This is a genomic window from Acidovorax sp. SRI_002, assembly GCF_057586455.1.
In genome coordinates this window covers 195,478-217,305 of sequence record NZ_JBYCZW010000009.1, presented here as the reverse complement: position 1 = coordinate 217,305, position 21,828 = coordinate 195,478, and the positions used below count along the sequence as shown (strand labels likewise).

The following is a 21,828-nucleotide window of genomic DNA, read 5'->3' as shown; positions in this document are numbered from 1 at the left end:
TGTTGTTTGAATCCTTGGAGCAACCGGGGCTTCGGATTTGCTGGTACTGGACCGGGGCTACCCCGCCAGCTGGCTGGTCGCGCATTTGGTGGAGCAGGGCATCGGCTTTTGCATGCGCTGCGACAAGGCCAATGGCAGGGTGGCGATGCAGGAGTTCTTGCAAAGCCAGCACGATGAGCCCATCGTGCAACTGAGGGCGCCCAGTACGCAGGATGCCAAGGACTACGAGTGCTCGGGGGCTGCGCCCTGGGTACGTTTGGTGCACTGCATCTCCAGCACCGGGCAGGTGCGGGTGATGGCGACGAACCTGCCAGCGCAGGACTTCCCGGCATCGGTGTTTGCAGAGTTGTATCACCAATGCTGGCGCATCGAAGATGCGTTCAAGCGGCGTTCAAGATCGAATGTATTTCCGGTGCTGACGCAGCAGGCGCTGCTGGTGGATGTGGCGGCTAAGGTGTTGGCGGACAGCCTAGCAGCACAGGTGTGCGCGGCGGCGCAGACTGAAAACAATCTGCAGCCCGAGGATTGAGTGTGCAATCGCGCGCATGCGGAGGCCGTGATGCAGAGCTGGTTGCCGCTTGCGCTGCTGCTCCTACGGGGCGACCTGCAGGGCCGCAGGAGCCGATTTCCCATGCCGTTGGCCTGCTGGGCAAGAACTTGGTGCGCCGCAGTTCCGGGCCGATCTCAGCCCAGACCTGCGCGGCATGTGAAGCCGCATCCGCATATGGCTTACAAGGGATGGTGGGGGCTTAAGTTCGGTGGATTGAGGGCATTGCGGGGATGGCGCGGCCGGGGCGTGCATTTGCATGTACCCAGCCCAGCTCACACCTCTATCCATAGCAGGTCTCTGTCCTTTTAGGTTCACTCAGGTTCATGCATTGGGGCTAGCAGCGCAATGGGCCCGACTTGTGCAACAAAGCCCCCACGAATTGCAATCAAAAGAAACATTCTTTTCACACCTCCCCAGTGTGCAGTAACACCTGCTGTTGCGTGCGCGCGAAACCATGGCGCAGGGGCGCCGGGGGCTTGCTGTAATACCGCGCTGCGGCTGCCCTGCCAGGCTGGACTGGTGGGCATCAGGGAGGGGCAGCCTTTCAATAACTTCTGGATCAAGCACTGTTCATGAATAAATACCAAGTAACCCCTTTGGCTCTGGCAACCCTGCTGGCGTGCGCGCCTGCGTGGGCGCAGTCGAGTGTGACGATTTATGGCGCTGTGGATGTGGCTGTGGGTAAAACATATCAAGTAGACAGTACCCAAGTGAAGCCGGGCAGGATCGGCCTACAAAGTTCTTCCATGGTGAATCTCCAAGACAGCTTTGTAGGTATCAGAGGGGTGGAAGACTTAGGTGGCGGGCTGCAAGCGGGCTTTCAGCTGGAGCAAGGCTTAGATGCGTCCAGTGGCGCAACCGACCCTGCAGGCGCGTTTGCTCGCAACTCCAGCGTTTGGGTGGGTGATAGCTGGGGCCGCATAAAACTAGGTCGAGCCACTACGCCCAGCTATAACGCTATGGCATCCTGGGATTTGATGGGCGCAGGAAATAATTCCATTGCAGTTCGAGTTTTCGGCGCTGTGGGCGCTGGCCTGCGCCAATCCAATCAGATCAGCTACCGTACGCCGCAATTGGGTGGTCTTATGCTGGAGGCCGCCTATGTGCCGAAGGACAACGATCTGCTCAATGGTGCCAACCGCAGTAAGGTGGACCTCGGCGCTACTTACAGAACAGGCCCCCTGACTATGGGCGCCGCCTATAACAAGGCAAGCGACCAGAAAGCCAATTTTGCCTTTGGTGCCAAATACCAATACCAAAACCTTGCATTTTCAGGCGGCTACTTTCAATCGCGCAATGGACGATATTACGACCCTTCCACCCTACTTAGCGTGGCCAATGCTATTTTTTCATCCAGTGGCATTACTCTGGGCGCCAAGGCCACCTGGAATCAATTTTCAGCAGGTATTGATATAGCCCGCGAAACCAAGGCTGAGTACACCATTGGCAATGCACGGTTTGAACGCAAAAAATACACCAACGCGACTATCAACGGTACATACGCCTTATCCAAGCGAACACAAACCTACATCAACTACATGCGGGAAGGCACTCTTAATAATTACGGTATTGGAGTTACCCATAGCTTCTAAAAAATACAAATATCCGGTGCAAAAATATACTTGAAATAACCTTTTTCACTAATGTTCACCGGCCATAGTGATGCACTGACCCCACCGGTCACTCCTACTCCCACCGAAGTACCCGCGCAGCCCCCCGCTACGCCCGAGGCTCCGGTGTCGGCACCCAGTGGGCCTCCCGCACCGGTGGATCCTCCGCTACCGCCGGCCTCCAACCAGCCGCCCCCTGCTCCGGCAGAGGGCCCCAGCGCGGCCCCTGCGCACAACCCCACTCCAGCCCAACAGCCCGGTGAAGCCAGCCCCACGGACGGACCCAACGGCTCAACCAACACCGGCAGCAGCCCACCCGGCGCACGCCCTGGGCTGGGCAGCAGTGGGGAATCCAGTCCGGGGGGCTCCGGAGCTGGCGGTACCGGCAGTGTTGGCCCTGGTGGCGGGGGACTGCAGCCTGTGGGCGGGCTGAGCACTAACGTCGGCGGTAGCGGCGGTGGGAGCCCGGGAAACTGGGCAACCCACAGCGGTGCAGGACAGTTGCAGGGCGGCGGCCAGGCGTACTCGGCCGCGGGTACGCCACAGGGTGGTGGAGCATCTCAGCCCACAGCCAGTGGCACGGGTGTGCCGCCTGGCGGCTATGGTTTTGGAGGAGGGAGTTCTCAGCAGGGCAGTGCGCAGGGGGGCCAGCCCCCTGTTGGAGCGCCGCCGGGGGCGCTGGCACCGGCCACCACGCTGGCTGGCACGGCTGTGACGATTTCAGGCGCTGGCACCAGCTGGGGTGCTGGTTCTGCGGTACACAACGGCAGCGCCATGGGAGGCCAAAACTACGGCGCTGCGCCATGGCAGGGTACTGCGACCGGCGGCGGGCAGCGCATAGAAGGGATGAGTACGGGCGGGGGTTTACCGCGCCCGCTAGGCACCAGCCCGGCAGCAACGCAAGTGGGCATTGCCAACCCAAGGGCTGATGCGGCTGCGCAGTCTTTGGCACAAGGCAATGGGTTCGCTGCTGCCAAAAGCACGCCTGCCAGCGCAGGGCAAACGCCTGCGGCGGTGCAGGCCGCGCAGGCAGCACAGAGCGCACAGGCTGCAACTGTGGGAGCGGCACCGCAGACGGAAGGCCGCAAACAGACGCCCCCCCAGCCACGCACAGAGACCCGAGATGGTGCGGCGCCGTCTGGGAGCATGGCGGGGCGCGCTGGTGCGCAGCCCGCAGTGGCGCAGGCGCAAGCTGCCCTGGCCCAGGCATTGGGGCGCACTCTGGCAGGACAAATGACGGCGGGGGCAGCTGCGGTGGCGCTGGCGCAGGCACAGTGGGCGCTGCGGGCTGCGCGCTTGGGCGAGAGCCCTGCGGGGGGCATTGCGGGAATGGCGCGGCCGGGCGCAGGAGCCGCCGCAACAGGGGCTACGGCGCGCGGGCCTGAATTCGCCCCGCGCGGTGTGCGGCCCGATGGGCTGGCGCTGGGGCCACGCGGCCGCGCTGAGGGGCCGCTGGCAGCTGCCACAGGCGCAGACGCCAAAGGTTCGGTAGCAACGGGGGCCGCAGGCGTGCGTGAGGAGCGGGGGCCTGGCAAGCCACTGCTCGCGGGCGAACCGACGGAGATGCCGCACGCCCTGGCAATGGCTTTGGCGCTGGCACCGAAGGTTCGGCAGCGGGTGTCGCAGGACCGGGTGGAGCGGGTGGAACGCGACATGCCACGCAATGCTGCGCCGGAGCTGGAGGACGAAGATTTCTGGGATGCCTGGAGCGATGCCGATGAGGACGCGCAGGAGGAGCCCGGTGAGGCGCCAGGGCTGGAGGATATGAGTCGAGAAGCCGCTGCACAGCACTACCGAGCGCTGCGGGTGTGGCTGGAGGCCAATGCGCAGCAGGCATTGTTGCGGGAGCTGGAGGCGGGTCGCTGTGTGTTGGTGCTGGCGCCGCCCGATGTGTCGCACATGCGCCTGTGGGGGCATGTACTGCGCCCGGATGCGGTGCGTGCGGGGTGGGCAGCCGGCACAGCAGGACAAGCTTGGCCGCTGGTGGCACGCTGGACGGCCACGATGCCTGCCGATACGCAGTGGCGGGTGTGGCGCTTGCGCCAGGACGTGGATGCCGCAGGCCGGTGGCGGCTGGGAGCTTCTCGGCCAGATCGCCACACGCCGCAGCTGGTGGTGCATAGCGCGGCTGACGAGCCTGCGGCGGCGGGCCCGGGAGCGCCCGAGCGCATTGTGCTGCAGGAGCCGCGCCGCCTGCGCCGCTTGCTGGGCACGCAGTGGACACTGATGGCACTGCGGTTGCCTGTACCGCTGGATGGCGCGGGCCTGGGTGCGCTGCATGCCGTGCATGCAGGGTGATGGCTTGAACAGCGTGGGCTTGGCGCAGGGGCTGCCTGCCGACTGGCAGGCCTGTGCGCTGACTGCTCTGGGCGATGCGATGGCGGTGCTGGATGTGTCTGGCACAGGTCGGGTGCTTTGGCGCAATGCAGCGCTGTGCGCGGCAGTGGCCCCTCCCACGGAGAGGGTAGAGCAGGACACCTGGCCGCCCGTGGGTGCCCCCCTGGCACTGCTGTGCGAGCGGCTGGAAGGGTTGACGGCCGGGATGTGCGCGGTAGCCCAATGGCCGGGCTGTGATCACGGATGGGCAGGCACGGTGGAGTTGTGTGGCGAGCAAGTGGAGGGGCACGACGAGGCACACGATGGCCGCATGCATGCCGCGCCTAGGGGCGCACGCACGCGCCCTGCCCGGCTGGCCCCGGTGGCACCGCAGCAGGGGCTGTGGGTGCTGTGGCTTGGGCCTGATGGAGGGGCGCTGAACCCTACGCGACGCCACCTGGAAGACCGTGAGCGACTGCTTTTTACGTCGCACAGCTTGGCGGTGGGCGAGATGGCGACCACGTTGGCACATGAGCTCAACCAGCCGCTGGGGGCGGTGGGCAATGTGCTGCGGGGCCTGAAAGCGCGGCTGGCGTCGGCTGGTGAAAGTTTGCAGCCGCAGATGTTGCCGCCGCTGGTGCAGGGGGTGCAGTTGGCGTTGGAGCAGGTGCAGTACGCGGCACGGGTGATTGGCCGGGTGCGGGACTACACGCGCAATCACCAACCGCAACGGGAGCCTCTGGATACGCTGACCTTGTTACGCAGTAGCTTGGCGCTGCTGGATTGGGACCTGGAGCGCCACGGGGTGCAGTGGTGCGTGCAGGAGGACGGCATTGAGCAGGCGCTGCAGCAGCGCGGCTGGGCGGTGGTGGCCGATGGTGTGATGGTGCAGCAGGTGCTGGTGAATTTGCTGCGCAATGCAATCGATGCCATGGCGCAGTCGCCTGCGCACGAGCGGCGTCTGGAGGTCGTGTGCCGGATCGATGAGGTGGACCAGATGCTGGAGATGGCGATCCGGGATTCAGGGTGTGGCATGGAGGATGAGACGGCGGCGCAATTGTTCATGCCGTTTTTTTCGACGAAACCCACGGGAATGGGTGTGGGGCTGAACATCTGCCGCAGCCTGATTGAACTGCACCAGGGCCGCCTGTGGTTCACGCCCAATACGGACCGGGGTTGCACGTTCTTCGTCGCGCTGCCGCTGGTTGCAGCGCCTGCGCCTGCCGCCCAGGCCGAGCCGCAGGGGCTACCCGGCGATCAGGCCTGAGCCTGGCGGCGACTGCGGCGCAAAGACAGGCGCAAGACCTGCCTACCCAACGGGGCGCCCCTGAGAGTTTTGAATGCTATGAGGGAGAGATGGACACATGACAGTCACGCACGCTGGACCGACGACACGAACGCTGTACCTGCTGGACGACAACGCAGATTTCCGCACCACGGCCCGCTGGTGGCTGGAGGGTGCGGGCTACCGGGTTCTGGATTTCGCGGATGCCAACGCCGCCATTGCCACCCTGGAGCACCAGATGCAAGCGGGCACGCTGGCCGACAGCTGCTTGTTGCTGGATGTGCGGATGCCCGGGATGTCAGGGTTGCAGGTGCATGACGTGCTGATTGCGCGGGGTATTGCAGGGCCAAGTGCGCAGTGGCCACTGCCGGTGGTGTACATGACCGGGCACGGCGACGTGCCGCTGGCGGTGCAGGCCATGGAAAAGGGCGCCATCACGTTCCTGGAAAAACCGTTTGAAGACAGTGCGCTGGAGCAGGCGCTGGCCAAGGCGTTTGAGGCACCGGCCGCGCCGCATCGGCCACCAGCGTGCGCAGAGTTCCAGCGCAGGCTGGCCACGCTGACGGATCGGGAGTCCGAGGTGATGCGCGGGGTGGTGGACGGCAAGATGAGCAAAGAAATCGCCCGGGACCTGAACATCAGCGCCAAGACGGTGGAACTGCACCGCGGCCGGGTGCTTGGCAAGATGCAGGCCGACTCTGCGGTGCACCTGACCCGCATGACCATGGCACAGAGGGTGCTGTAAGCACCTTTGCGCGATCTGTTCACGGCGTGCTGTGCACAACGCGCACGGACGGGCTGGGCAGCGCGTTGCAAAGGTCTTCAGTTGCAACGAGTCGCAAGCAGGCGAAGCGCGCGACAAGGGCTTCGACAGGTATCTGGCATTGGGAGCTGAGCTACTCCGGTGCAGGATGACAGAGTGTTGGGCAACGGCTGATATCCAAAGCAAATATGCCGCCAGCGCTTTTCTACAAAGCGCAATTAGCTACTATTTTTATAGCAAAAATAGATACTGAAATTGTGATCCGCGCATGCTTTGCGGGCGGGCGGATCCTGGGCCAGAGAGGTGCGCGGGTAGGTGTCCTCCCTAGCTAGGGGCATTCCTAGCTGGGAATCGCACATATAGCGCGGCAGACCCAAAGCCGGTTCAATCACGGCTGTCCCGACGGAGCCAGTGCCACAAAGCCGCAGCCCGATGGGGTCCTTGCCAGGGCGACCTGTGCAGGCAAAGGAGTCGTTCCAACCAATCACGGCCCGAAGATGGGCCAGTTTCAAGGAGTTTGTTATGGGTGCAGCAGTTGGCGTCGTGGGTTCCGCATTGATCGGCGGCGGCGGAATGGGCATGGGCGGCCTGCTCGGTGGCATCGGTTCGCAGTTTCTGAGTGGCATGGTCAGCGGCCTGCTGGGTGGCAATGACATGAGCAAGACGCTGGAAGGCTTCTCGCCAGTCAACATCCTGAATGCAACGACCAACTTGGTCAGCACCATCATGGGCGGCGGCGCACAACAAGCGGCGCAAACACTGCAACGCGAAGATGGCATGCCGAAGTTCCTGCAAGACGCGATCAGCCAGGCGATCGACGAGGTGATGCAGGAATACTGCAAGCCCACCGATGGTGCTGGTGAGGCAATTTCCGACGTGGCATCTTGCGACATCCAAAAGTCGGTTGACGACATTGCGCAGCAGATCGTCGACAGCGTGCGCAACCAGATGGCCGAGAGCACGGGCGAAGGCGGCAGGGGCTGTGGCAAAGCCGGTGCCAAGAGCTGGCTGCAGGCCATTGCCCAGGCCATGGGCGAGGCCATGGGCGACAAGGCCGCCAAGATGGTGGAGCTGTCGGGCAAGCTCAAGGAGGCCGCTGGTGGTGACGGCGAGGATGCTGCCAAGGAAATGCAGGCTGTCAACGCAGAGTTCCAGGCTGTAAGCCAGGAGTTCAAGCTGCTGACCGATGCGTTCAATACCGCGCTGAAGTCGCTGGGCGAAGGCATGAGCAGCATGGCTCGCAAGCAATAAGCCCTGTCCGCCCGACGGGCGGATATCGCGATTTGCAACAAACGAAACGGACCGTTCCTCGGTCCGTTTTTTTCTTCCTCGACCGATACGATGTGGCCGCCTTGTGCGCCTGGTGGGCACCGCTGGAAGTCCAAGGCCGTTCTGCATGCACAGGTATCACCTGGGATGTTTGGACTTTTCTTTGTGCCCCGGACAGGGCTGGCTGGGTTGCGGAACTGTCCGCGTTTTTGACTGAACACTGATCATGAAATCCCTGAAAGATCTTTGCGCTGCTGTAGCGATCACCTTCGCAACCATGACTCCTGCCAGTGCCTGGTGGATGAGTTCGGACACGGGCATGAGCCTGTCCGTGGGCGCTGGCAGCTACTTGCTGAACAACGAAATCCAACGCGCTGCGCGCGCCAGCCGCAAGGGGGTGGCGGGCGGCGTATCCACAGCGCAGTTGGCGCGCACCGGCTTTCAGCGCAATGGCAGAACGGCAGCACTGGATATGTTGGTGGGCTACTACCCGCCGGCGCAGCGTCCACAAATGCGCCAGGGGTTTCTGGAACTGCACCAGCAGTACCCGCAGGTGGCGCGACAGCTGGGTGTGCCGACCAACGATGTGGCCACGGGGCTGGCATCTTTTCTCGCGGGAGCCTATATGGCCTACAACAACCAGAATGTGAGCAACAGCCATGTGAAGCCGCTGGCCAATCAGTTGCGCAGAGCGCTTGCGGCAGAGCGAGATTTCGCCCAGGTGACCGACGCGGAGAAGCAGCGCATGTATGACGCCACGGTGATGCTGGGCATGCTGATGGCAACGACGCAGGTGCAGTTGCAGCGGCAGCCTGATCCGATGCTGGAGGCGCAGATGCGGCAGCTTGGCAAGGAGATGATCGAGGGCTTCTTGAAGGTGGACGCCAGCCGCCTGCGCATCACGTCATCGGGCATGCGAATCGTTTGAGATCGGTGCGTCGTTCATCGTTTGGGGCGAGCCTCTCGGGGCCATCACGCCCCGTGCCATCCCTCTTCACATCCCCCTCACCTCCCCTCACCCGCTGCAGGTTTATGCCGGAGAAACGCTGAGCACCGCACGCTGGCGCTGGCGGCGGGACTGGGTGTGCCACGCCTGCCACTGGGCCTGGTCCAGGCGGTAGCGCCGGGCCTGCGTGCCGTTGTAAGTGGCCATACCTTGGCAGCCGAAGCCCAGTACTTGCAGACAGTGCGCGGCAGAGCGGTTGGTGGGTGCGCAGTGGCCTAGCACATGCGTTTGCAGCAAGGCGCCAAAGGCGTGCTGCAGCAGCCACTCCCCGCCATCCAGTGCGAGCGTACCGCCCCAGGTCTGTGCCGCCAGTCGGGCGCCGATCTCCAGGATTTTCGGATCTTCCTCCAAATGCACCAGGCTGAACCAGCCGCAAAAGACCCATCGGGGTTGCACAAGCTTGGCCAACAACGCAGCGTCGATGTCGCCTTCGGCGTGCGCACGCACTGCGTCGGTAATGGTGTCCGAATCAGGCGGCTGTGCCCGCTCTGCACACCAGATGCCGGTGCCAGGGTATTGCAGATAAAACTGCTGCATGTGCGCGATAAAGCGGTGTGCGACACGGGGCTCATCCAGCGGTGCATCGTCGGCCAAGTGCGCGCGTACGCGAGGGTCGCGGTGCATGGTGACCAGGGCCTGGGCGTCGCGGCTGCGGAACTGGCGAATGCGCAAGCGTGGACCTTGATAGAGGATGACGGGTTCAGGGGACATAGGGTGTGCCGATGACGGGCGCTGCGCCGCTGTGGGTGGGTGCGGAGGCTGCCAGGAGGAGTGGCGATAGCCCGCCGCAATGGGCTTGCAGCACGCGCTGATAAGCCGCCCAAAAGGCGGTTTGCGGACCGCTCTGTTGCCAGACAGGCGCCGTGAGGAACTTGCTCGCCTCTGCACTCTGGGCGGGCCCGAGGGCGGCATATGCTGTGCCTGCGAGCCAGAGGTCTCCTTGGTGAGCGGCTTGCGGTGCGCGCCCGGTGGGCTGGGCATGGGGAGAGAGCTGCACTGGCGCAGTTGTGCCTGCGGGAGGGCCGCCTGGGTTGTTGCCGATGACCATGGCCCAAGCCCCCAGGTAGTGCCCCAGAGCCATGGCATGGGGATATGCCCCGCGCCGATCGCAGTGATGCAGGTATTCCGCAGGAGGGTGCATGCCGTCGTGGCCCTGGTGCAGCTGGTGGTGAATGAGCCGGATTTCTTGGGTGCGCTGCTGGGCACACAGGATGTGCAAGTAGCAAGCCAGGGCCTGGCCCTCAGGGTGCTGCTGGGCAAGGGCCTTGACAATGGCACAGGTCTGGCTGGTAAGCAGCCGCGTAAGGGCGGGGGCGAGTGCCGGCAGGGCCGCACCTTGGGAAGCAACAGGTATGGCCAGGGCCCACAGGGTGGCTTTGGCGGGTGCATCGCTGGCGGTGGCGCAGGCCTCCAGCGCCTGCCGCAGGGCTCCGGGATCGGCCTGCGTGCGCACCGGGGTGTAGGGTGGTAACAGGGCGGTGAGCATGGCCCTGACCATTGCCACAGACTGTGCCGACGCCGGGGGAAGCTGCAGCATGGCGTGCAAGGCGGTGTCGAGGGCATGGGTACGGCCGTGCAGACTACTCAGCAAACGGCCGATCAAAGGAGCGCGCAGTCCGTCTGGCTGGGGGTGGCTGAGCAGGACAGGCTCCACGGCGGTACGGTGGCCAACCAGAGCGATCAGCAGGCCGAGCCTGTCGCGATCGCTGGCGCTGCGCGCCAGGTGTTCACCCCAGCGCGCCAGATCTTGCTCCTGAACGGCAACCCGGGTGAAGCCTGCCAGGTGCGCTGCATCGAGGCGCGTTGCGAGGTGCTGCAACAGTGTGTCTGTGTCGGCGTAGTCGAGCTGGTGGTACCAGGGTCGGGCCCGGCGACTGGGGGACTGCGCCAAGCTGTGTACCCAGGCCTGCAGGTCGGCGTCCTCCAGCCGGAGCAGAGCATCCAGCAAGTGGGCGGGCGACTGGGGGGCTTCGGGGTCGTCACCGGGCCATGGCCCGTCACCGCTGAAGCCCTGGCCGCCGCCCGGGTACCCCCCCAAGGCTGCAACGCGGCCACCAGGAGCAACGGCCCGAATGGGGGCCAGCGCGGCCCATGGCTCAGACATGCCAGATGGTGAGGGTGGGATAGCAGGGTGCAACGGGCCGCATGGGGGCGGCGTACAGGGGCCTCAACGCCAGGAGGCCGGAGGAATCCAGCCCTGAGCCAGCGCGCCAACCGTTGCATCAGGCGCGGATTGTTCACCGTGGCGGGACGCAGCCATGAAGGCTTCTACCGCCTGGGTGGCCGCACGGTAGGGTTCGGGGTCCGCCTGAGACCAGCTCAGGGCCATAGCTTGCAGTGCGTGGCGGCTGCTGCGGGTCCAAGCCCCATCGAGGGGGTCGTCGGCCACGCTGTGGAGCTTGGCGCAATAGAGGCGCCGGGCCGCTTCACTGTGCGATACCAGGCCCACCAGTGCGCGTGCGGCCCGGTCAAAAGCCACCGCCCCGAGGGTGCCGCGCCCGTCGGGCTGCGCGAACCAGGCGCACAGGTACTCAATGGGGCCCATGGTGCGGGTGGCGCGCACGGACGCGTCCCACTGCGCCCCCCATGCGGCGTGCCGCCCCGAGGGCAAGCGGCCGCTTTGCAGAGCAAGCACCAGAGTATCGGCGACCACAGCCTGGGCCTGGGGGTGGCCGTGTTCGCCAATGCGGCAAAGCACCTGCAGGAAGGCGGGGTACAGCGCATCGCCGAGCGAGAGGCACAGGCGCTCCATCCAGCGCACGCGGTCTTCACGTGAAGGCAGATGGGCGCAGCCTTCGATGAGGACCTCTGCCGCACCGGCCCAGTCGGGCTGATCGCGCAGGGTCAGATCGGGGATGGGTTGGGCCATGGGTGGTGTCGCAAAGGAGCGGCGCGCGGGGGGCGGAGATCAAACCCGGGTAAAGAGGCAGTCAATGAACCGGGATTGCAACTGGGCAGGGGTGTCGCCGCTGAAGGGGGGGACGGACAAGGAGCGGGCGACGGCGTCGCTGCCGGTATAGCCAAACAGGCGCGCGGTGTCGCCGTTGTCCAAGGCTGGCCGGAGCGCGTCAGTCCGGGGCGCTAGGCCAGCGAGGCCTGCCAGCGACGAGAGAGAGGACGAGGTCACCATGTGTGGACGCGGATGAAAGATGGGATGTCTCCATCGTAAAAACTTGCGCCCGCTTGCGCTATTGGGAAGCCTCCTAGTGGAGGGGGTGCATTTGCAACAAAACGCTTCAAACCCCAAGCCCGAGGCAGGCGCTCGCTGGGTGTTCAGGTGGGCAGCAGGGTCTGCATCTTGTGCAGCAGCGTCGGGAAAAGGGCAGCCAGGTAGTTCAGTAGTGTCTTGGCCAAGGTGGTGAGCATGACCAACCACAGCAGGATGGCTGCCACGCTTTTGAGGGAGCTGGACAACGAGTACAGATTGAGCTGGGGCGCGAAACGATTCATGAGGCCCAGCGCCAGGTCAATGGCGTACATGACTACCAGGGTGGGCGCAGCGAGCAGGAAGCTCAGGCCCGCAAACTGCGCGAAGGCGCTCTCAAACAAGGTGACACCGGCTGGGCGCGGCGCAAGGCCAGGCTGGGCCAGGGGCCACAGCACAAAGCTTTCCATGAGGACGCCGATCCAGAGCATGAGGCCACCCGAGGCCATAAACAGGTACACAGCCAAGCGACCCAGGAAGGCCCCTGAAAGCGAGGTCTGACGCCCGGAGAGAGGGTCTGTGACCTGCGCCTGCGACAGTCCGATCGCGCCGTCAATGATCTCGCCGGCGGCGTCGAACGCCCAGAGTACAGCGGCCAGCAGCATGCCCAGAGCCAGGCCGATGAAGGCTTCTTTGGAGAACAACCCGATCCATTGGGAAACGCTCCAGCCGGTGACGTTGACCGCAGGCTGCAGGGCCAGTGTGATGACTCCGAACGCAAGAAAAATGGCGCCCCGCACGAGCTGGGGCACGGTTTCCTGGGCCAGCAGGGGCAACAACACGAAAGCGGTAGCAAAGCGCACGCTGGCAAGCGCGGCCAGCAACGCAAGTTCGCTGACGTTGTTCACCGCAGCAAAGGTTTCTCCCATAGGTGGGTGGCCTCAGCGTTTGACGAGGGCGGGGAAGTCGGTCATGACCCGGTCGGTGTAGCGGTACAGCGTGCCGCCCAGCAGGGATGCGGTGATGAAGATGGTGAGCACGATGGCGAAGAACTTGAGCGCGTACTGCAGGGTCTGCTCCTGAATCTGGGTGGCGGCCTGCACCAGGGCAACCAGTAGCCCGACCAGCGCGGCCACGATGACCGGTGGCGCGGACAGGAGCAACACCAGCCACAGGGCCTGGTACAGCAGTTGGATGGTCTGGCTTTCAAACATGGCGTACGGAGGGCATGGTCAGAGTGGGAAGGCGATGCACGGGGGCGAGGTCAGTGGCCGTAGGAGAGCACCAGGCCGTGGGTGAGCTTGACCCACCCATCGACGAGCACGAAAAGCAGCAGCTTGAACGGCAGCGAGATGGTGGTGGGCGACAGCATCATCATGCCCATGGCGGTGAGGATGTTGGCGATGACCAGGTCGATGATGAGAAAGGGCAGGAAGATGAGGAACCCGATCTGGAACGCTGCAGACAGCTCGCTGACGGTAAAGGCGGGCACAACCACCACAAAGTCGCGTTCGCTGATCTGGGCAGCGCGTTCGGGACTGAGGGTTTTCTGGGCGGTCTTGAGGAAGAAAGCGCGCTCGTGGGCGGATGAGTGGCGAACCAGAAAGTCGCGCAGGGGCTCTTTGGCCGCATCGGCCACCGCCAGCATGCCAGAGGTGCTGCCGATGTTGGAGACGCTGCGGGCACGTTCGGCCATATCCAACCCCACGGGCAGCATGACGTAGATGGTGAGTACCAGGGCCATGCCGTTGAGCACCACGTTGGGTGGCACCTGCTGCAGGCCTAAAGCGTTGCGCAGCAGGCTGAGCACCACAATGATCTTGGTGAAGGAAGTGACCATGACGCCCACAAACGGCGCCAGGGAGACAACGATCACGGTGACCAGTGCCGAGGAAGGGGTAAATTGATTCAGGTCCATGGTGTCTGCGAATGGGCTGCGCCGCACGCGCGCCCGGTGGATGGTTCAGCGGAAAACAAGGGGGCTTCAGGCCCAAAGGCTGGTGTGGCACCGAGGGCGCTGCGGATTCGAAGGGCGTAGCCACCGGCCAGAGGAACCAGATCACCGTGGGCGCGCAACGCACCACCCTGCTGCAAGTGCAGCTCCCCCGGCAGCATGGGTGGTAGCCGAAGGCGAGCCGGTGCTGTCGATGCGGGAGGTGCGGCTGGTACCGAGAGCACCGCAGGGCGAGCCTGCCAGCACAGCCATTGCTCCAGCCCCATGGCGGGCATGCCGTGCCAGACGATCTCGGCATCGGCATCCGTGTTGGCATGGGTGTCTGTGGCAGGAGGCTCGGTGGCCGTGGGCAGCGGCGCGTGCAGGTCCAGCCCCAGGGGCTCGGCCATGTGCGGGGCACCAGTGCGAACATCGGGGCTGCGTACCAGCACCCCCGCGCGCACCGGAAGGTGGCCGCAGATGGGCCGCACGGTGACGGGCCATTCGCACCCCAGAGAGGGCGTGAGCCAGACCAGGGAGCCTTCAGCGAGTTCCGCGACTGCGGCGGCAGGCACTGCATCCAGGCACAGTTCCGTGTGCACGCTGGGCCAGGCGACATGCGGGGACTGCAGCCAGTCGGCTGGCGGACCCGACAGTGCCGTCCAAGGCAGGCGCAGGCGCGTGCCCACAGGGGCCAGTGCAGCGGTCTGCACCACCGCTTCGCACGTGCCGGATTCCAGGGCGACTGCTGGCGCGGCTTCACCGGGCTGCAACAGCCAGGGGTGGCGCAGCCATTGCTCGACAGCACTGATGAGCGGTTCTGCCTTGGCCAGCTGCAGCATCAGGCGCGGTCCGGTCCACTCCGCTGCGGTGTCCCCAGAGGTGCGCGCAGGCGGGGTGGCATCCCGACCAGTGGTGCCTGAGGAGGCTGTTGGTGCATCCGGGTTTAGGGCTGGGGGCTGAGGTTCACACAGGCAAGGGTCTGGCTCTGGCAGCAGCGGCAGCCAGAGTTCGGCCCGGTGCGCGCCCACCGGGCCACAAAAAACGAGCCACGCCGGCGCGGGCACTGGTGGGGCGTGCGGGGCAGGTGTCGCCACTGCGGCTGGGTTGGCGGTATCAGGCCACGATGTCATCGTCAAATCCGAGGTCGTCCATGCGACCGTGGCTGTGTTCGCGCAGGCGGTCACGCAGTCGCTCCAGGTGCGGGGTCAGTTGCTGGCGGGTGGTGGCATTGGTGCCCATGCGCAGCTGCCACTGGCCGTTGCCGCTTTGGGCTAAGCGCAGGGCCAGGGTGGCGGCCTCGGCACCGCCCAGCGGCACTTGCAAGCGCAACGGGGTACCCACCCCAGGCGCGGCCGCATGTGGGGCCATGGGCAGAGAATCTGGCAGGAGGCCAGTGGGTTGGGCGGGTGCGGTGAGGGCTGCACTGCCCCCCATAAGGGCACTGCCCTCACCTGCCGACCCGGTGTGCCCGGTCAGTGGCGGCAGCTGCCCCCAAAGGCCTGGGGGCGGAGCCTCGGTGTGAAAGAGGTCGTTGGGTTCGGGATCGTCGTGGTCCTTGAGCCGACTGTCACTGCGTTCGCCGGCCCGCCGGATGGCGGCATCAAAGTCCCGCCGCGCCTGCGGGGGCACCCAGCCGCCGGCCTGTGAGGCCCGGGCGGTAGTGTCGGAGGTATGGGTTTTTCGTTCAGGGGTCGATGGACGGATGTCACTCACGGGGCATTCCTCAGGGGGCTGACCGGAGCGGGGGGTCTTCCCGCTCCAGCGTGGTTTCACGTTCGCGCCGCAGGCTCTGGCGGGCGTCATCGCGTAGCGTGGAGCTGGCCTGGTGCTGGGCCACGGCCTGGAGCCACGTGGTGCGGGCTGAGGCGGCGCGGGTGCGCGCGTTGATCAGCTCTTCTTCCTCATCGATCAATGCGTATTCAGCGCGTTCGAGCTGGTCGTCCAGCGCCTCCTGTGCAGCACTGGCGTAGCTGGCCACGACCCCCATGCGGGCGGCGTAGGGGCCGATCAGGCTGTGCTGCAGCTCCAGCCTGCGGGCCTGCAGCTGGCGAATTTGGGCTTCGCGGTCGCGCACCACTTGCTGGGCAGCTTGCAACTCGCGCTCGGCCTGCTGGCTGGCTTGCAAGGCTTTGCGTTCGCGCAACGCACGCAGTCGCTGCAGCTGACTGGCAGCGGCCAGTTGCTGGGCCATGGCGGAGGCGGTCATGGGTGAGCCCCCCAAGGTGTATGCAGGCTGGTCACAGTCACCGCTGGAACTGCTGCAGCGCAGCAAGGGTTTGTTCGAAGGGTGTCCCCTCGTCGGGCCGCTGTCGCAACAGTGCCTGCAACGCAGATTGGGCGACGATGGCGTCGTCGGCCAGGGCGTCGCTGCCTGGCGCATATTCACCAACCTGAAGCAGGAAGCGGATTTCGTCGTGTTTGGCCATCAGGGCGCGCACGCGCAGGGCTGCGTCTTGGTGGGCGCGGTCGGTGACGCGGTTGAACACACGGCTGGCACTGGCCAGTACGTCAATGGCCGGGTAGTGCCCCGCTTGCCCTAGCTGGCGCGAAAGCACAATGTGGCCGTCCAGGATAGAGCGGGTCTCCTCGGCCACAGGATCGGAGCCGTCTTCATCTTCAGCCAGAACCGTGTAGAAAGCGGTGATGGAGCCGGACGCATCGTTACCCGCCCGCTCGAATAGGCGCGGCAGCTCTGCAAACACACTGGGGGGGAAGCCACGGCGCACGGCCGGCTCCCCCACCGACAGGCCGATCTCGCGCAACGCACGGGCGTATCGGGTCACGGAGTCCATCATCAGCAGCACGCGCCGCCCTTGCGCGCGGAAGTGTTCGGCAATGGCGGTGGCGGTCTGGGCGGCACGCAGCCGCTCCATGGCGGGCCGGTCGGAGGTGGAGACAACGATCACCGAGCGGGCCAGGCCCTGGGGGCCAAGGCTGTCCTCCAGAAACTCGCTGACCTCACGCCCCCGTTCGCCAATCAGGGCAATGACATTGACATCGCTGTGTGCGAGCTTGGCAAGCATGCCCAACAAGGTGGACTTGCCACCCCCGGCCATGGCGAACACGCCCAGTCGCTGACCTTCACCGATGGTGAGCAATCCGTCGAGCGCACGCACCCCGGTGATGAATGGGGTATCAATGGGCCGCCGGGTCAGCGGGTTGGGTGGCTCGGCGTGGAAGGCGCGGAGCGGCAAGTGGGCCGGGAGGGCGTGACCATCCAGGGGTGTGCCGAAGGCATCGAGCACGCGGCCCAGCAGGGCGTCGCCCACGGGAATGAGCTCTCCGCCATCCAGAGGCTCCACCTCGGCACCCATCGAGACGCCGTGCAGGTGCCCCAGTGGCACAAGAATGGCGTCATGCTCGCGAAGCCCGACGACTTCTGCGCGCAGCACGTTGCCATGCGGTTGCGCGGGGTCACGAATCAGGCATTGCTGGCCGATGACGGCACGCAATCCACTCACGCGCAATGTGGTGCCAAAGGCTTGCACAACCCGCCCCCGGGCAGCCACCGGCTGCATGGAGCGCAGCGAGGCCAGGATGGCAGGATCGAGCAGAGGGCGGGGGGAAGCGTCGGCGTGCATGTCGCAAATCGGTGGCGCGCTCAGGCGGCCCTGGCTTCGGGGGCCGCCATCTGGCGCTGAGAGGTTTCAATCCGCTGCGCAGCACTTGCCAGGACGGTGTCGAGCCCGGCCAGCAACGCACCAGCCTGAGACTCCACCACGCAGTCCAGCCCATGGATTTCTGTGTCGGCCAGACATTGCACGGGCATGGGCAATTCACGCGTGGCAAGTTGTGCGCGCACGGGCTCGACCAGCTCTGCGGGCAGGCGCAGGCGCACGGGCTGAGGAGGCACTACCTGCTCAAAAGCCTGCAGCGCCAGGGCGGTCACCACTTGATCGGGCGCCAGGGCCGAAGCCATGCAACGCACCATGGCAGTGGCCAGCGTGACGAGGGCGCTGCGCAGTTCTTCGCGCTGGTGCTGGTGCTGTTGCGCCAGCGATTGCAGCGCTGCTGCAATCTGTCCCGCCGCTTCCTGGTGGGCCTGTGCCAGCCCAACGGCAAAACCGTCGCGGTGACCTTGCTCGCAGGCCGCCTGCTGCGCCTGCGCAGCCGCGTCACGGGCACTGCTGGTAAGCGTTTGCAGCGCAGCGGCCAGGTCCAGAGCGCTCTCCAGCGCCTGAACGTGCTGCGCCGGCACGGTACGTTCCGTGGTGGCCAGGGTCAGGGTTGCGTCTTGGTGCAGGGTGAGCAGGTAACTCATGACGGTGTGGGCAACGGGGTTACGGGCTCGGTCTGCGGGGTAACACTGGCGGGTGCTGCCAGCGCTGGTGCGGCCGCATGTGCCTGCTCTAACGCGGACTGGGCCCAGGTCGGGTTAGAGCCCACCGTGGGCAGCAAAGCCAGCGAGGCGCTCCAGCCAAGGTGGTGGGCAAGGCGCGCCTGGAGTTCGTGCACGCAACCCCACAGCAGCATCGCCTGACCCCAGGCACGAACGTACGACACGATCGTGTGGGCAGGCGGCAGCAGGGGCCGGGGTGCCCGCGCCAGCAGTTCCGGGGTTTCCGGAGCGTCAAGGGCAGCACGGAAGGGCCCGACCCCAACGCTGCGCGACAGGGGTGCGAGTTGCCGCCCGTCGATGCAGGCACGCAGCGACGCCTTGAGCCAGTAGATGCCAGACAAGGCGCTGAGTGCATCGCGGGCCGGCGCGGGATCGGCCACCCACAGAGGACACAGCATGAGCTGCTGCCAGCTCAATGGCTCGGCCTGCAACTGCCGCGCAAGCGCTGCCCGCGCGCGCCGCTGCGCGGCCACATGGGTCAACGCCGAGTCTTCACCCAGGTCCACGGGCTGCATCTCAGGACTCGCTGCCGACACGGGGCTGCGCGGGGGATGCGACCGCAACGGCGGCGCCCCGGCGCAGCGGTGCCACTGCGGCGCCGACCATGGAGGCCAGCCCGGTCTCGGCCAAGGCTGCTGCGGCTGCAGGGCGGCGCTGCCACCAGGCCATGGCCGCCACGGCGGCCGCTATGAGGCTAAGCAGCCCCGCCACCAGCATGACCATGCCGCCATACTGCGCCCACAAACCGCCCAGGAATGACGGCGGGGCCGCCGGTGGAATAGGTTCGGCGGGGAACATGGCAACAGTGACGTTGTCGTAGGGCAGCCCCTCCATGGCGTTGACTACGAGGGCTTTGATCTTGCCCGTCTGCTGGCTCAGGTCGACCCCGGGGCGGTGTTTGATGAACACCGAGGCCGTCGAGTGCTGGGGCTTGTCGGACAGGGGATTCTTCTCGGGCACAGAGACATGCACCCGTGCCTGCACCACGCCGTCAATGCTGGAAAGCGTGGCCGAGAGCTCTTGCGACAGGGCATGGGTGAAGCGGGCCCGCTCTTCGAGTGCCGATGACACGAAGCCCTCTTTCTTGAATACCTGGCCCAGGGTGTCGAAGGAGTCCCGTGGGAACCCTCCGGCGTGCAAGATCTCTACAGCGCGAGAAAAGTCGTCAGGCCGGGTGCTGACGACAAAGGCTTTGCCGTCGCGCGAGGCCGCTTTTTCTGCATGCAGGCCCGCATTGCGCAACACGGCCACCATCTCGTTGGCTTGGCGCTCGGTCAACTGGCCATACAGCTCCTGCTGGGAGCATGCGGCCAGGAGTGCCAGCGTGACCGTGACGAGGGCACGCGCGGGCCAGGAGGGTGTCCTGGCCTTGCGGGCGTTGGCCCCGGGAATGGGGCAAGTGCGCAGGTGCGTTCTGGCAGTAAGTAGCGGTCTCATGCGATATAGCGGTCAAGGCGGGCGGTCAGGCCTGCTGGCGGAACAGTTGTTGCAGCCCGTCAGAGGTGCGGTTGGCGATATTGGCGGTGAGCTGGCTGTGGAACAGAAACTCGTGCGCCCGGACGGTCAGCATGACCATCTCACCCGGTGTCATGTCGTTGCCCGCAGCCATGGCCGCCTGCGCATGTTCCTCCAGCGAGGCGGCCTCGGCGTTGATGTGTTCAAGCGGTTTAAAGAGGGCTTGCATGCCCTCGCCCGATGCCTGCACAGGCTGGGCCTGTAGCGTGCTACCTGCGCCGGCTTCGGCACGCGCCATGGCTTCATGGAAGCCAGACATGTCGGTCAGGGAGATGCCGTAGCCGGCCTGGACGGAGCCCTGCCCCGCAGAGGCGCCGGCAACGTCTGCGCCCGAAAGTGTCAGGCCCATGGTGGTGGTGGGGTTCATGGAGTCAACGCCACATCACTGTTTGCGGGCCATGGTTTCCAACGCGGTCCCGACCGACTGCAGGGAAGTGTGCGCGCTGTTGGACATGAAGCCCATCTGCTGGGCCAGCATGGTCATGTGAGTGATGTGGGCAGGCTTGTCGTTGCCGTCGGCCAGGGCATCCCCTGCTGCCTCGATTTCGCTGGCTTTGGCATCCAGTGTTTTGCCCCAGGCATCGGCCATGACCTCGTACCAGCTGGCACTTTTGCCGCCACGGTTTTGGGAGCTGCTAAGTCCGGTAGTGGCCATCATGGCCAGCGGGTTGATGGAATTGCTCATGCTCTGACTCCTTTTGCAGGTGGTGCTGGCGGTGATCGCCAGCGGGTGGTTGATTGCGGGACCGGTGCGTGGGCCGGTGTGGCGCAGTGCCGGTTCAGGTTTTTGGAAGAGACTGGTGCGGTTGGTCCGGACGGGCTGAGCGGACGGCTATGCGGGGGCCTTAGAACGAAAGTACGCTGGCCACGCCCTCGCGCTCCATTTGCACCTTGTCGGGCAGGATGGCCACGATGCGGTGCCCGCTTGGCAGCATGGCCCCCTCGAAGTAGCGGGTTCCATCCGCAGTGACGAGGTAGGCGGGTTCTCCGGGCACGATGGCTGCCACACGCTTGCCCGGGTCGTGGATAGTCGACGCAGCCGGGGGCGGCGCAGGGGGGGCCTCGTTGATAGCGACCAGCTGCTGCAAGCCCGGCACATCGCGGTGGGCCAGGGCCTGGACATGCTCAAGCTGCCGCACATCGGACACGGCGGTCTGCACGCGCACCACGCCGGCACCCGTGGCCTGCACCTGCGCAGCAATGCCGTTCAGGCGATACACCTCAGCCACGCTGGCAGCAACCTGCTCGTTGACCCACACTGAGAGCCTGGCGGGCGAACGGTCTGCGAGGGCTTTCTCCAGCCGTGCTCTTTCCGCCTGGGATTCAAGGTGCCCGGTCACAAACAACTGCCCGTTGCGCGACTCAACATTGAGTGCAGCCATGCCCATGTGAGAGAGCGTCTGGCGGATGTTCACAGCCTGCTCTTGCGGGCTCAGGGTGGAAGGCCCCATGGCCCAGGCCAGGGTGAGGGTGCACACAGAAACGCCCACCAACGCGGTACCGCCCAGCATCAGGCGCGAGCGCCAGCGCTGCAAAGGGGACGTCTGACCTGCCGCCATGGCTGCAGGGTCCTTTGCTGGCGTAGCTGCGGCAGAGGAGGCCTGCGAAGCAGACGCACCCATACCAGCATGCGAACGCGCCTCCGAGGCTGCTTCTGAAGCAGGAGCAGACTCTTGCGCATGCGGTGTAGCCGACGTGGCACCTCCGTCTGGTGCCGCGTCGGTGAATAGCGGCGCCCATTGCTGCGCACCGAGCTGACCCACGGCAAGCCGGATCCCTCCGACAGTGAACGGCTCGTACAAGCCCAGCTCTGCGCGCGCGCCTGCCTCCAGCGTCCTGTGGGCTACGGCACCGCCGCCCTGCTGCACCTGCAACACCAAGATGCCTGTGGGCGAAAACGACAACACAGCAACGCCTTCGGCCTTCTGAAGCACGACTTCATTGATCCAGTCCTGTCCGATGCGCAGCGTCTGCCCAGGCTGAATGACAGAAGATGCGCCACGCTGCTCGCCGCTGAGAACGCGCAGTTCGTACAGAGTTTCTGTGCTCATTCCACGGTACTCCTCGGCCCGGACATGCGGGCCTCGTTCGCTC

Annotated in this window: 23 protein-coding genes; 7 read left to right on the top strand and 16 right to left on the bottom strand. The window is 65.4% G+C overall.

What is annotated here, in order from left to right; all coding sequences use genetic code 11:
* The first annotated feature begins 37 nt into the window (after positions 1 to 37).
* From AC2YJX_RS23345 to AC2YJX_RS23315, 7 genes are all read left to right on the top strand, one after another.
* Positions 38 to 529, top strand: coding sequence for a transposase (locus AC2YJX_RS23345; protein WP_487257406.1), 492 nt, complete (start codon positions 38 to 40; stop codon positions 527 to 529).
* 593 nt (positions 530 to 1,122) lie between these two features.
* Positions 1,123 to 2,142: a porin gene (locus tag AC2YJX_RS23340; RefSeq protein ID WP_487257405.1), complete on the top strand. Its 1,020-nt coding sequence runs from the start codon at positions 1,123 to 1,125 to the stop codon at positions 2,140 to 2,142.
* 1,164 nt (positions 2,143 to 3,306) lie between these two features.
* Complete coding sequence (locus AC2YJX_RS23335) at positions 3,307 to 4,458, top strand: hypothetical protein (protein ID WP_218301772.1); 1,152 nt, start codon at positions 3,307 to 3,309, stop codon at positions 4,456 to 4,458.
* Positions 4,439 to 5,743 (top strand): sensor histidine kinase, encoded by a 1,305-nt coding sequence (locus AC2YJX_RS23330; RefSeq protein ID WP_487257404.1) that lies wholly within the window; start codon positions 4,439 to 4,441, stop codon positions 5,741 to 5,743. Before AC2YJX_RS23335 ends, AC2YJX_RS23330 begins: the two co-directional genes overlap by 20 nt.
* Positions 5,744 to 5,840: 97 nt before the next feature.
* On the top strand, positions 5,841 to 6,506 hold the full coding sequence (locus AC2YJX_RS23325) for a response regulator transcription factor (RefSeq protein WP_218301770.1): 666 nt from the start codon (positions 5,841 to 5,843) through the stop codon (positions 6,504 to 6,506).
* A gap of 540 nt (positions 6,507 to 7,046) precedes the next feature.
* On the top strand, positions 7,047 to 7,775 hold the full coding sequence (locus tag AC2YJX_RS23320; protein ID WP_218301769.1) for a hypothetical protein: 729 nt from the start codon (positions 7,047 to 7,049) through the stop codon (positions 7,773 to 7,775).
* A 244-nt stretch (positions 7,776 to 8,019) separates the two neighbouring features.
* Complete coding sequence (locus AC2YJX_RS23315) at positions 8,020 to 8,721, top strand: DUF6683 family protein (protein WP_228896325.1); 702 nt, start codon at positions 8,020 to 8,022, stop codon at positions 8,719 to 8,721.
* 102 nt (positions 8,722 to 8,823) lie between these two features.
* On the opposite strand, the gene AC2YJX_RS23310 is transcribed toward AC2YJX_RS23315, so the two are convergent.
* The 16 genes from AC2YJX_RS23310 to AC2YJX_RS23235 all read right to left on the bottom strand — a co-directional run bounded on the left by AC2YJX_RS23310 (position 8,824) and on the right by AC2YJX_RS23235 (position 21,785).
* Positions 8,824 to 9,510, bottom strand: coding sequence for a GNAT family N-acetyltransferase (locus AC2YJX_RS23310; RefSeq protein ID WP_487257403.1), 687 nt, complete (start codon positions 9,508 to 9,510; stop codon positions 8,824 to 8,826).
* Positions 9,500 to 10,903: a hypothetical protein gene (locus AC2YJX_RS23305; RefSeq protein WP_487257402.1), complete on the bottom strand. Its 1,404-nt coding sequence runs from the start codon at positions 10,901 to 10,903 to the stop codon at positions 9,500 to 9,502. The genes AC2YJX_RS23310 and AC2YJX_RS23305 overlap by 11 nt, the downstream gene beginning before the upstream one ends.
* 63 nt (positions 10,904 to 10,966) lie before the next feature.
* Entirely contained in the window at positions 10,967 to 11,668 is a 702-nt protein-coding gene (locus AC2YJX_RS23300; RefSeq protein ID WP_487257401.1) for a hypothetical protein, read from the bottom strand.
* 404 nt (positions 11,669 to 12,072) lie between these two features.
* Positions 12,073 to 12,873 (bottom strand): type III secretion system export apparatus subunit SctT, encoded by an 801-nt coding sequence (gene sctT / locus AC2YJX_RS23295; protein ID WP_176886942.1) that lies wholly within the window; start codon positions 12,871 to 12,873, stop codon positions 12,073 to 12,075.
* A 12-nt stretch (positions 12,874 to 12,885) separates the two neighbouring features.
* The gene (gene sctS, locus AC2YJX_RS23290; RefSeq protein ID WP_142143659.1) at positions 12,886 to 13,158 is read right to left on the bottom strand and encodes a type III secretion system export apparatus subunit SctS; all 273 of its coding nucleotides are present in this window, start codon (positions 13,156 to 13,158) and stop codon (positions 12,886 to 12,888) included.
* A 50-nt stretch (positions 13,159 to 13,208) separates the two neighbouring features.
* A complete protein-coding gene (gene sctR / locus AC2YJX_RS23285; RefSeq protein ID WP_487257400.1) occupies positions 13,209 to 13,862 on the bottom strand; it encodes a type III secretion system export apparatus subunit SctR in 654 nt (217 codons plus the stop codon).
* A complete protein-coding gene (locus AC2YJX_RS23280; protein ID WP_487257399.1) occupies positions 13,853 to 14,719 on the bottom strand; it encodes a hypothetical protein in 867 nt (288 codons plus the stop codon). The genes sctR and AC2YJX_RS23280 overlap by 10 nt, the downstream gene beginning before the upstream one ends.
* A gap of 274 nt (positions 14,720 to 14,993) precedes the next feature.
* Positions 14,994 to 15,593, bottom strand: coding sequence for a hypothetical protein (locus tag AC2YJX_RS23275; protein ID WP_487257398.1), 600 nt, complete (start codon positions 15,591 to 15,593; stop codon positions 14,994 to 14,996).
* Positions 15,594 to 15,603: 10 nt separating this feature from the next.
* On the bottom strand, positions 15,604 to 16,086 hold the full coding sequence (locus AC2YJX_RS23270; RefSeq protein WP_487257397.1) for a hypothetical protein: 483 nt from the start codon (positions 16,084 to 16,086) through the stop codon (positions 15,604 to 15,606).
* 37 nt (positions 16,087 to 16,123) lie between these two features.
* Complete coding sequence (locus AC2YJX_RS23265) at positions 16,124 to 17,461, bottom strand: FliI/YscN family ATPase (protein WP_487257396.1); 1,338 nt, start codon at positions 17,459 to 17,461, stop codon at positions 16,124 to 16,126.
* 20 nt (positions 17,462 to 17,481) lie between these two features.
* Positions 17,482 to 18,141: a FliH/SctL family protein gene (locus tag AC2YJX_RS23260; RefSeq protein WP_487257395.1), complete on the bottom strand. Its 660-nt coding sequence runs from the start codon at positions 18,139 to 18,141 to the stop codon at positions 17,482 to 17,484.
* Positions 18,138 to 18,734 carry a hypothetical protein gene (locus AC2YJX_RS23255; protein ID WP_487257394.1) on the bottom strand — a complete coding sequence of 199 codons (597 nt, stop codon included), beginning with the start codon at positions 18,732 to 18,734 and terminating at the stop codon, positions 18,138 to 18,140. The genes AC2YJX_RS23260 and AC2YJX_RS23255 overlap by 4 nt, the downstream gene beginning before the upstream one ends.
* Before the next feature lies 1 nt (position 18,735).
* Positions 18,736 to 19,656, bottom strand: coding sequence for a type III secretion system inner membrane ring lipoprotein SctJ (sctJ, locus tag AC2YJX_RS23250; RefSeq protein ID WP_487257393.1), 921 nt, complete (start codon positions 19,654 to 19,656; stop codon positions 18,736 to 18,738).
* Positions 19,657 to 19,681: 25 nt separating this feature from the next.
* Positions 19,682 to 20,101 carry a hypothetical protein gene (locus tag AC2YJX_RS23245; protein ID WP_487257392.1) on the bottom strand — a complete coding sequence of 140 codons (420 nt, stop codon included), beginning with the start codon at positions 20,099 to 20,101 and terminating at the stop codon, positions 19,682 to 19,684.
* A gap of 15 nt (positions 20,102 to 20,116) precedes the next feature.
* Positions 20,117 to 20,419: a hypothetical protein gene (locus AC2YJX_RS23240; protein WP_487257391.1), complete on the bottom strand. Its 303-nt coding sequence runs from the start codon at positions 20,417 to 20,419 to the stop codon at positions 20,117 to 20,119.
* A gap of 160 nt (positions 20,420 to 20,579) precedes the next feature.
* On the bottom strand, positions 20,580 to 21,785 hold the full coding sequence (locus AC2YJX_RS23235; RefSeq protein ID WP_487257390.1) for a SctD/MshK family protein: 1,206 nt from the start codon (positions 21,783 to 21,785) through the stop codon (positions 20,580 to 20,582).
* Positions 21,786 to 21,828: the final 43 nt, after the last annotated feature.

Coding starts and splice junctions, on each gene's coding strand:
- AC2YJX_RS23265 (WP_487257396.1), bottom strand. CDS start 17,461: ATGCACGCCGACGCTTCCCCCCGCCCTCTGCTCGATCCTGCCATCCTG.
- sctJ (WP_487257393.1), bottom strand. CDS start 19,656: ATGAGACCGCTACTTACTGCCAGAACGCACCTGCGCACTTGCCCCATT.
- AC2YJX_RS23255 (WP_487257394.1), bottom strand. CDS start 18,734: ATGCAGCCCGTGGACCTGGGTGAAGACTCGGCGTTGACCCATGTGGCC.
- AC2YJX_RS23335 (WP_218301772.1), top strand. CDS start 3,307: ATGGCGGGGCGCGCTGGTGCGCAGCCCGCAGTGGCGCAGGCGCAAGCT.
- AC2YJX_RS23325 (WP_218301770.1), top strand. CDS start 5,841: ATGACAGTCACGCACGCTGGACCGACGACACGAACGCTGTACCTGCTG.
- AC2YJX_RS23330 (WP_487257404.1), top strand. CDS start 4,439: ATGCCGTGCATGCAGGGTGATGGCTTGAACAGCGTGGGCTTGGCGCAG.
- AC2YJX_RS23320 (WP_218301769.1), top strand. CDS start 7,047: ATGGGTGCAGCAGTTGGCGTCGTGGGTTCCGCATTGATCGGCGGCGGC.
- AC2YJX_RS23235 (WP_487257390.1), bottom strand. CDS start 21,785: ATGAGCACAGAAACTCTGTACGAACTGCGCGTTCTCAGCGGCGAGCAG.
- sctR (WP_487257400.1), bottom strand. CDS start 13,862: ATGGACCTGAATCAATTTACCCCTTCCTCGGCACTGGTCACCGTGATC.
- AC2YJX_RS23340 (WP_487257405.1), top strand. CDS start 1,123: ATGAATAAATACCAAGTAACCCCTTTGGCTCTGGCAACCCTGCTGGCG.
- AC2YJX_RS23310 (WP_487257403.1), bottom strand. CDS start 9,510: ATGTCCCCTGAACCCGTCATCCTCTATCAAGGTCCACGCTTGCGCATT.
- sctS (WP_142143659.1), bottom strand. CDS start 13,158: ATGTTTGAAAGCCAGACCATCCAACTGCTGTACCAGGCCCTGTGGCTG.
- AC2YJX_RS23270 (WP_487257397.1), bottom strand. CDS start 16,086: ATGACCGCCTCCGCCATGGCCCAGCAACTGGCCGCTGCCAGTCAGCTG.
- AC2YJX_RS23240 (WP_487257391.1), bottom strand. CDS start 20,419: ATGAGCAATTCCATCAACCCGCTGGCCATGATGGCCACTACCGGACTT.
- AC2YJX_RS23305 (WP_487257402.1), bottom strand. CDS start 10,903: ATGTCTGAGCCATGGGCCGCGCTGGCCCCCATTCGGGCCGTTGCTCCT.
- AC2YJX_RS23315 (WP_228896325.1), top strand. CDS start 8,020: ATGAAATCCCTGAAAGATCTTTGCGCTGCTGTAGCGATCACCTTCGCA.
- AC2YJX_RS23245 (WP_487257392.1), bottom strand. CDS start 20,101: ATGAACCCCACCACCACCATGGGCCTGACACTTTCGGGCGCAGACGTT.
- AC2YJX_RS23260 (WP_487257395.1), bottom strand. CDS start 18,141: ATGAGTTACCTGCTCACCCTGCACCAAGACGCAACCCTGACCCTGGCC.
- AC2YJX_RS23280 (WP_487257399.1), bottom strand. CDS start 14,719: ATGCTGCAGCTGGCCAAGGCAGAACCGCTCATCAGTGCTGTCGAGCAA.
- AC2YJX_RS23300 (WP_487257401.1), bottom strand. CDS start 11,668: ATGGCCCAACCCATCCCCGATCTGACCCTGCGCGATCAGCCCGACTGG.
- sctT (WP_176886942.1), bottom strand. CDS start 12,873: ATGGGAGAAACCTTTGCTGCGGTGAACAACGTCAGCGAACTTGCGTTG.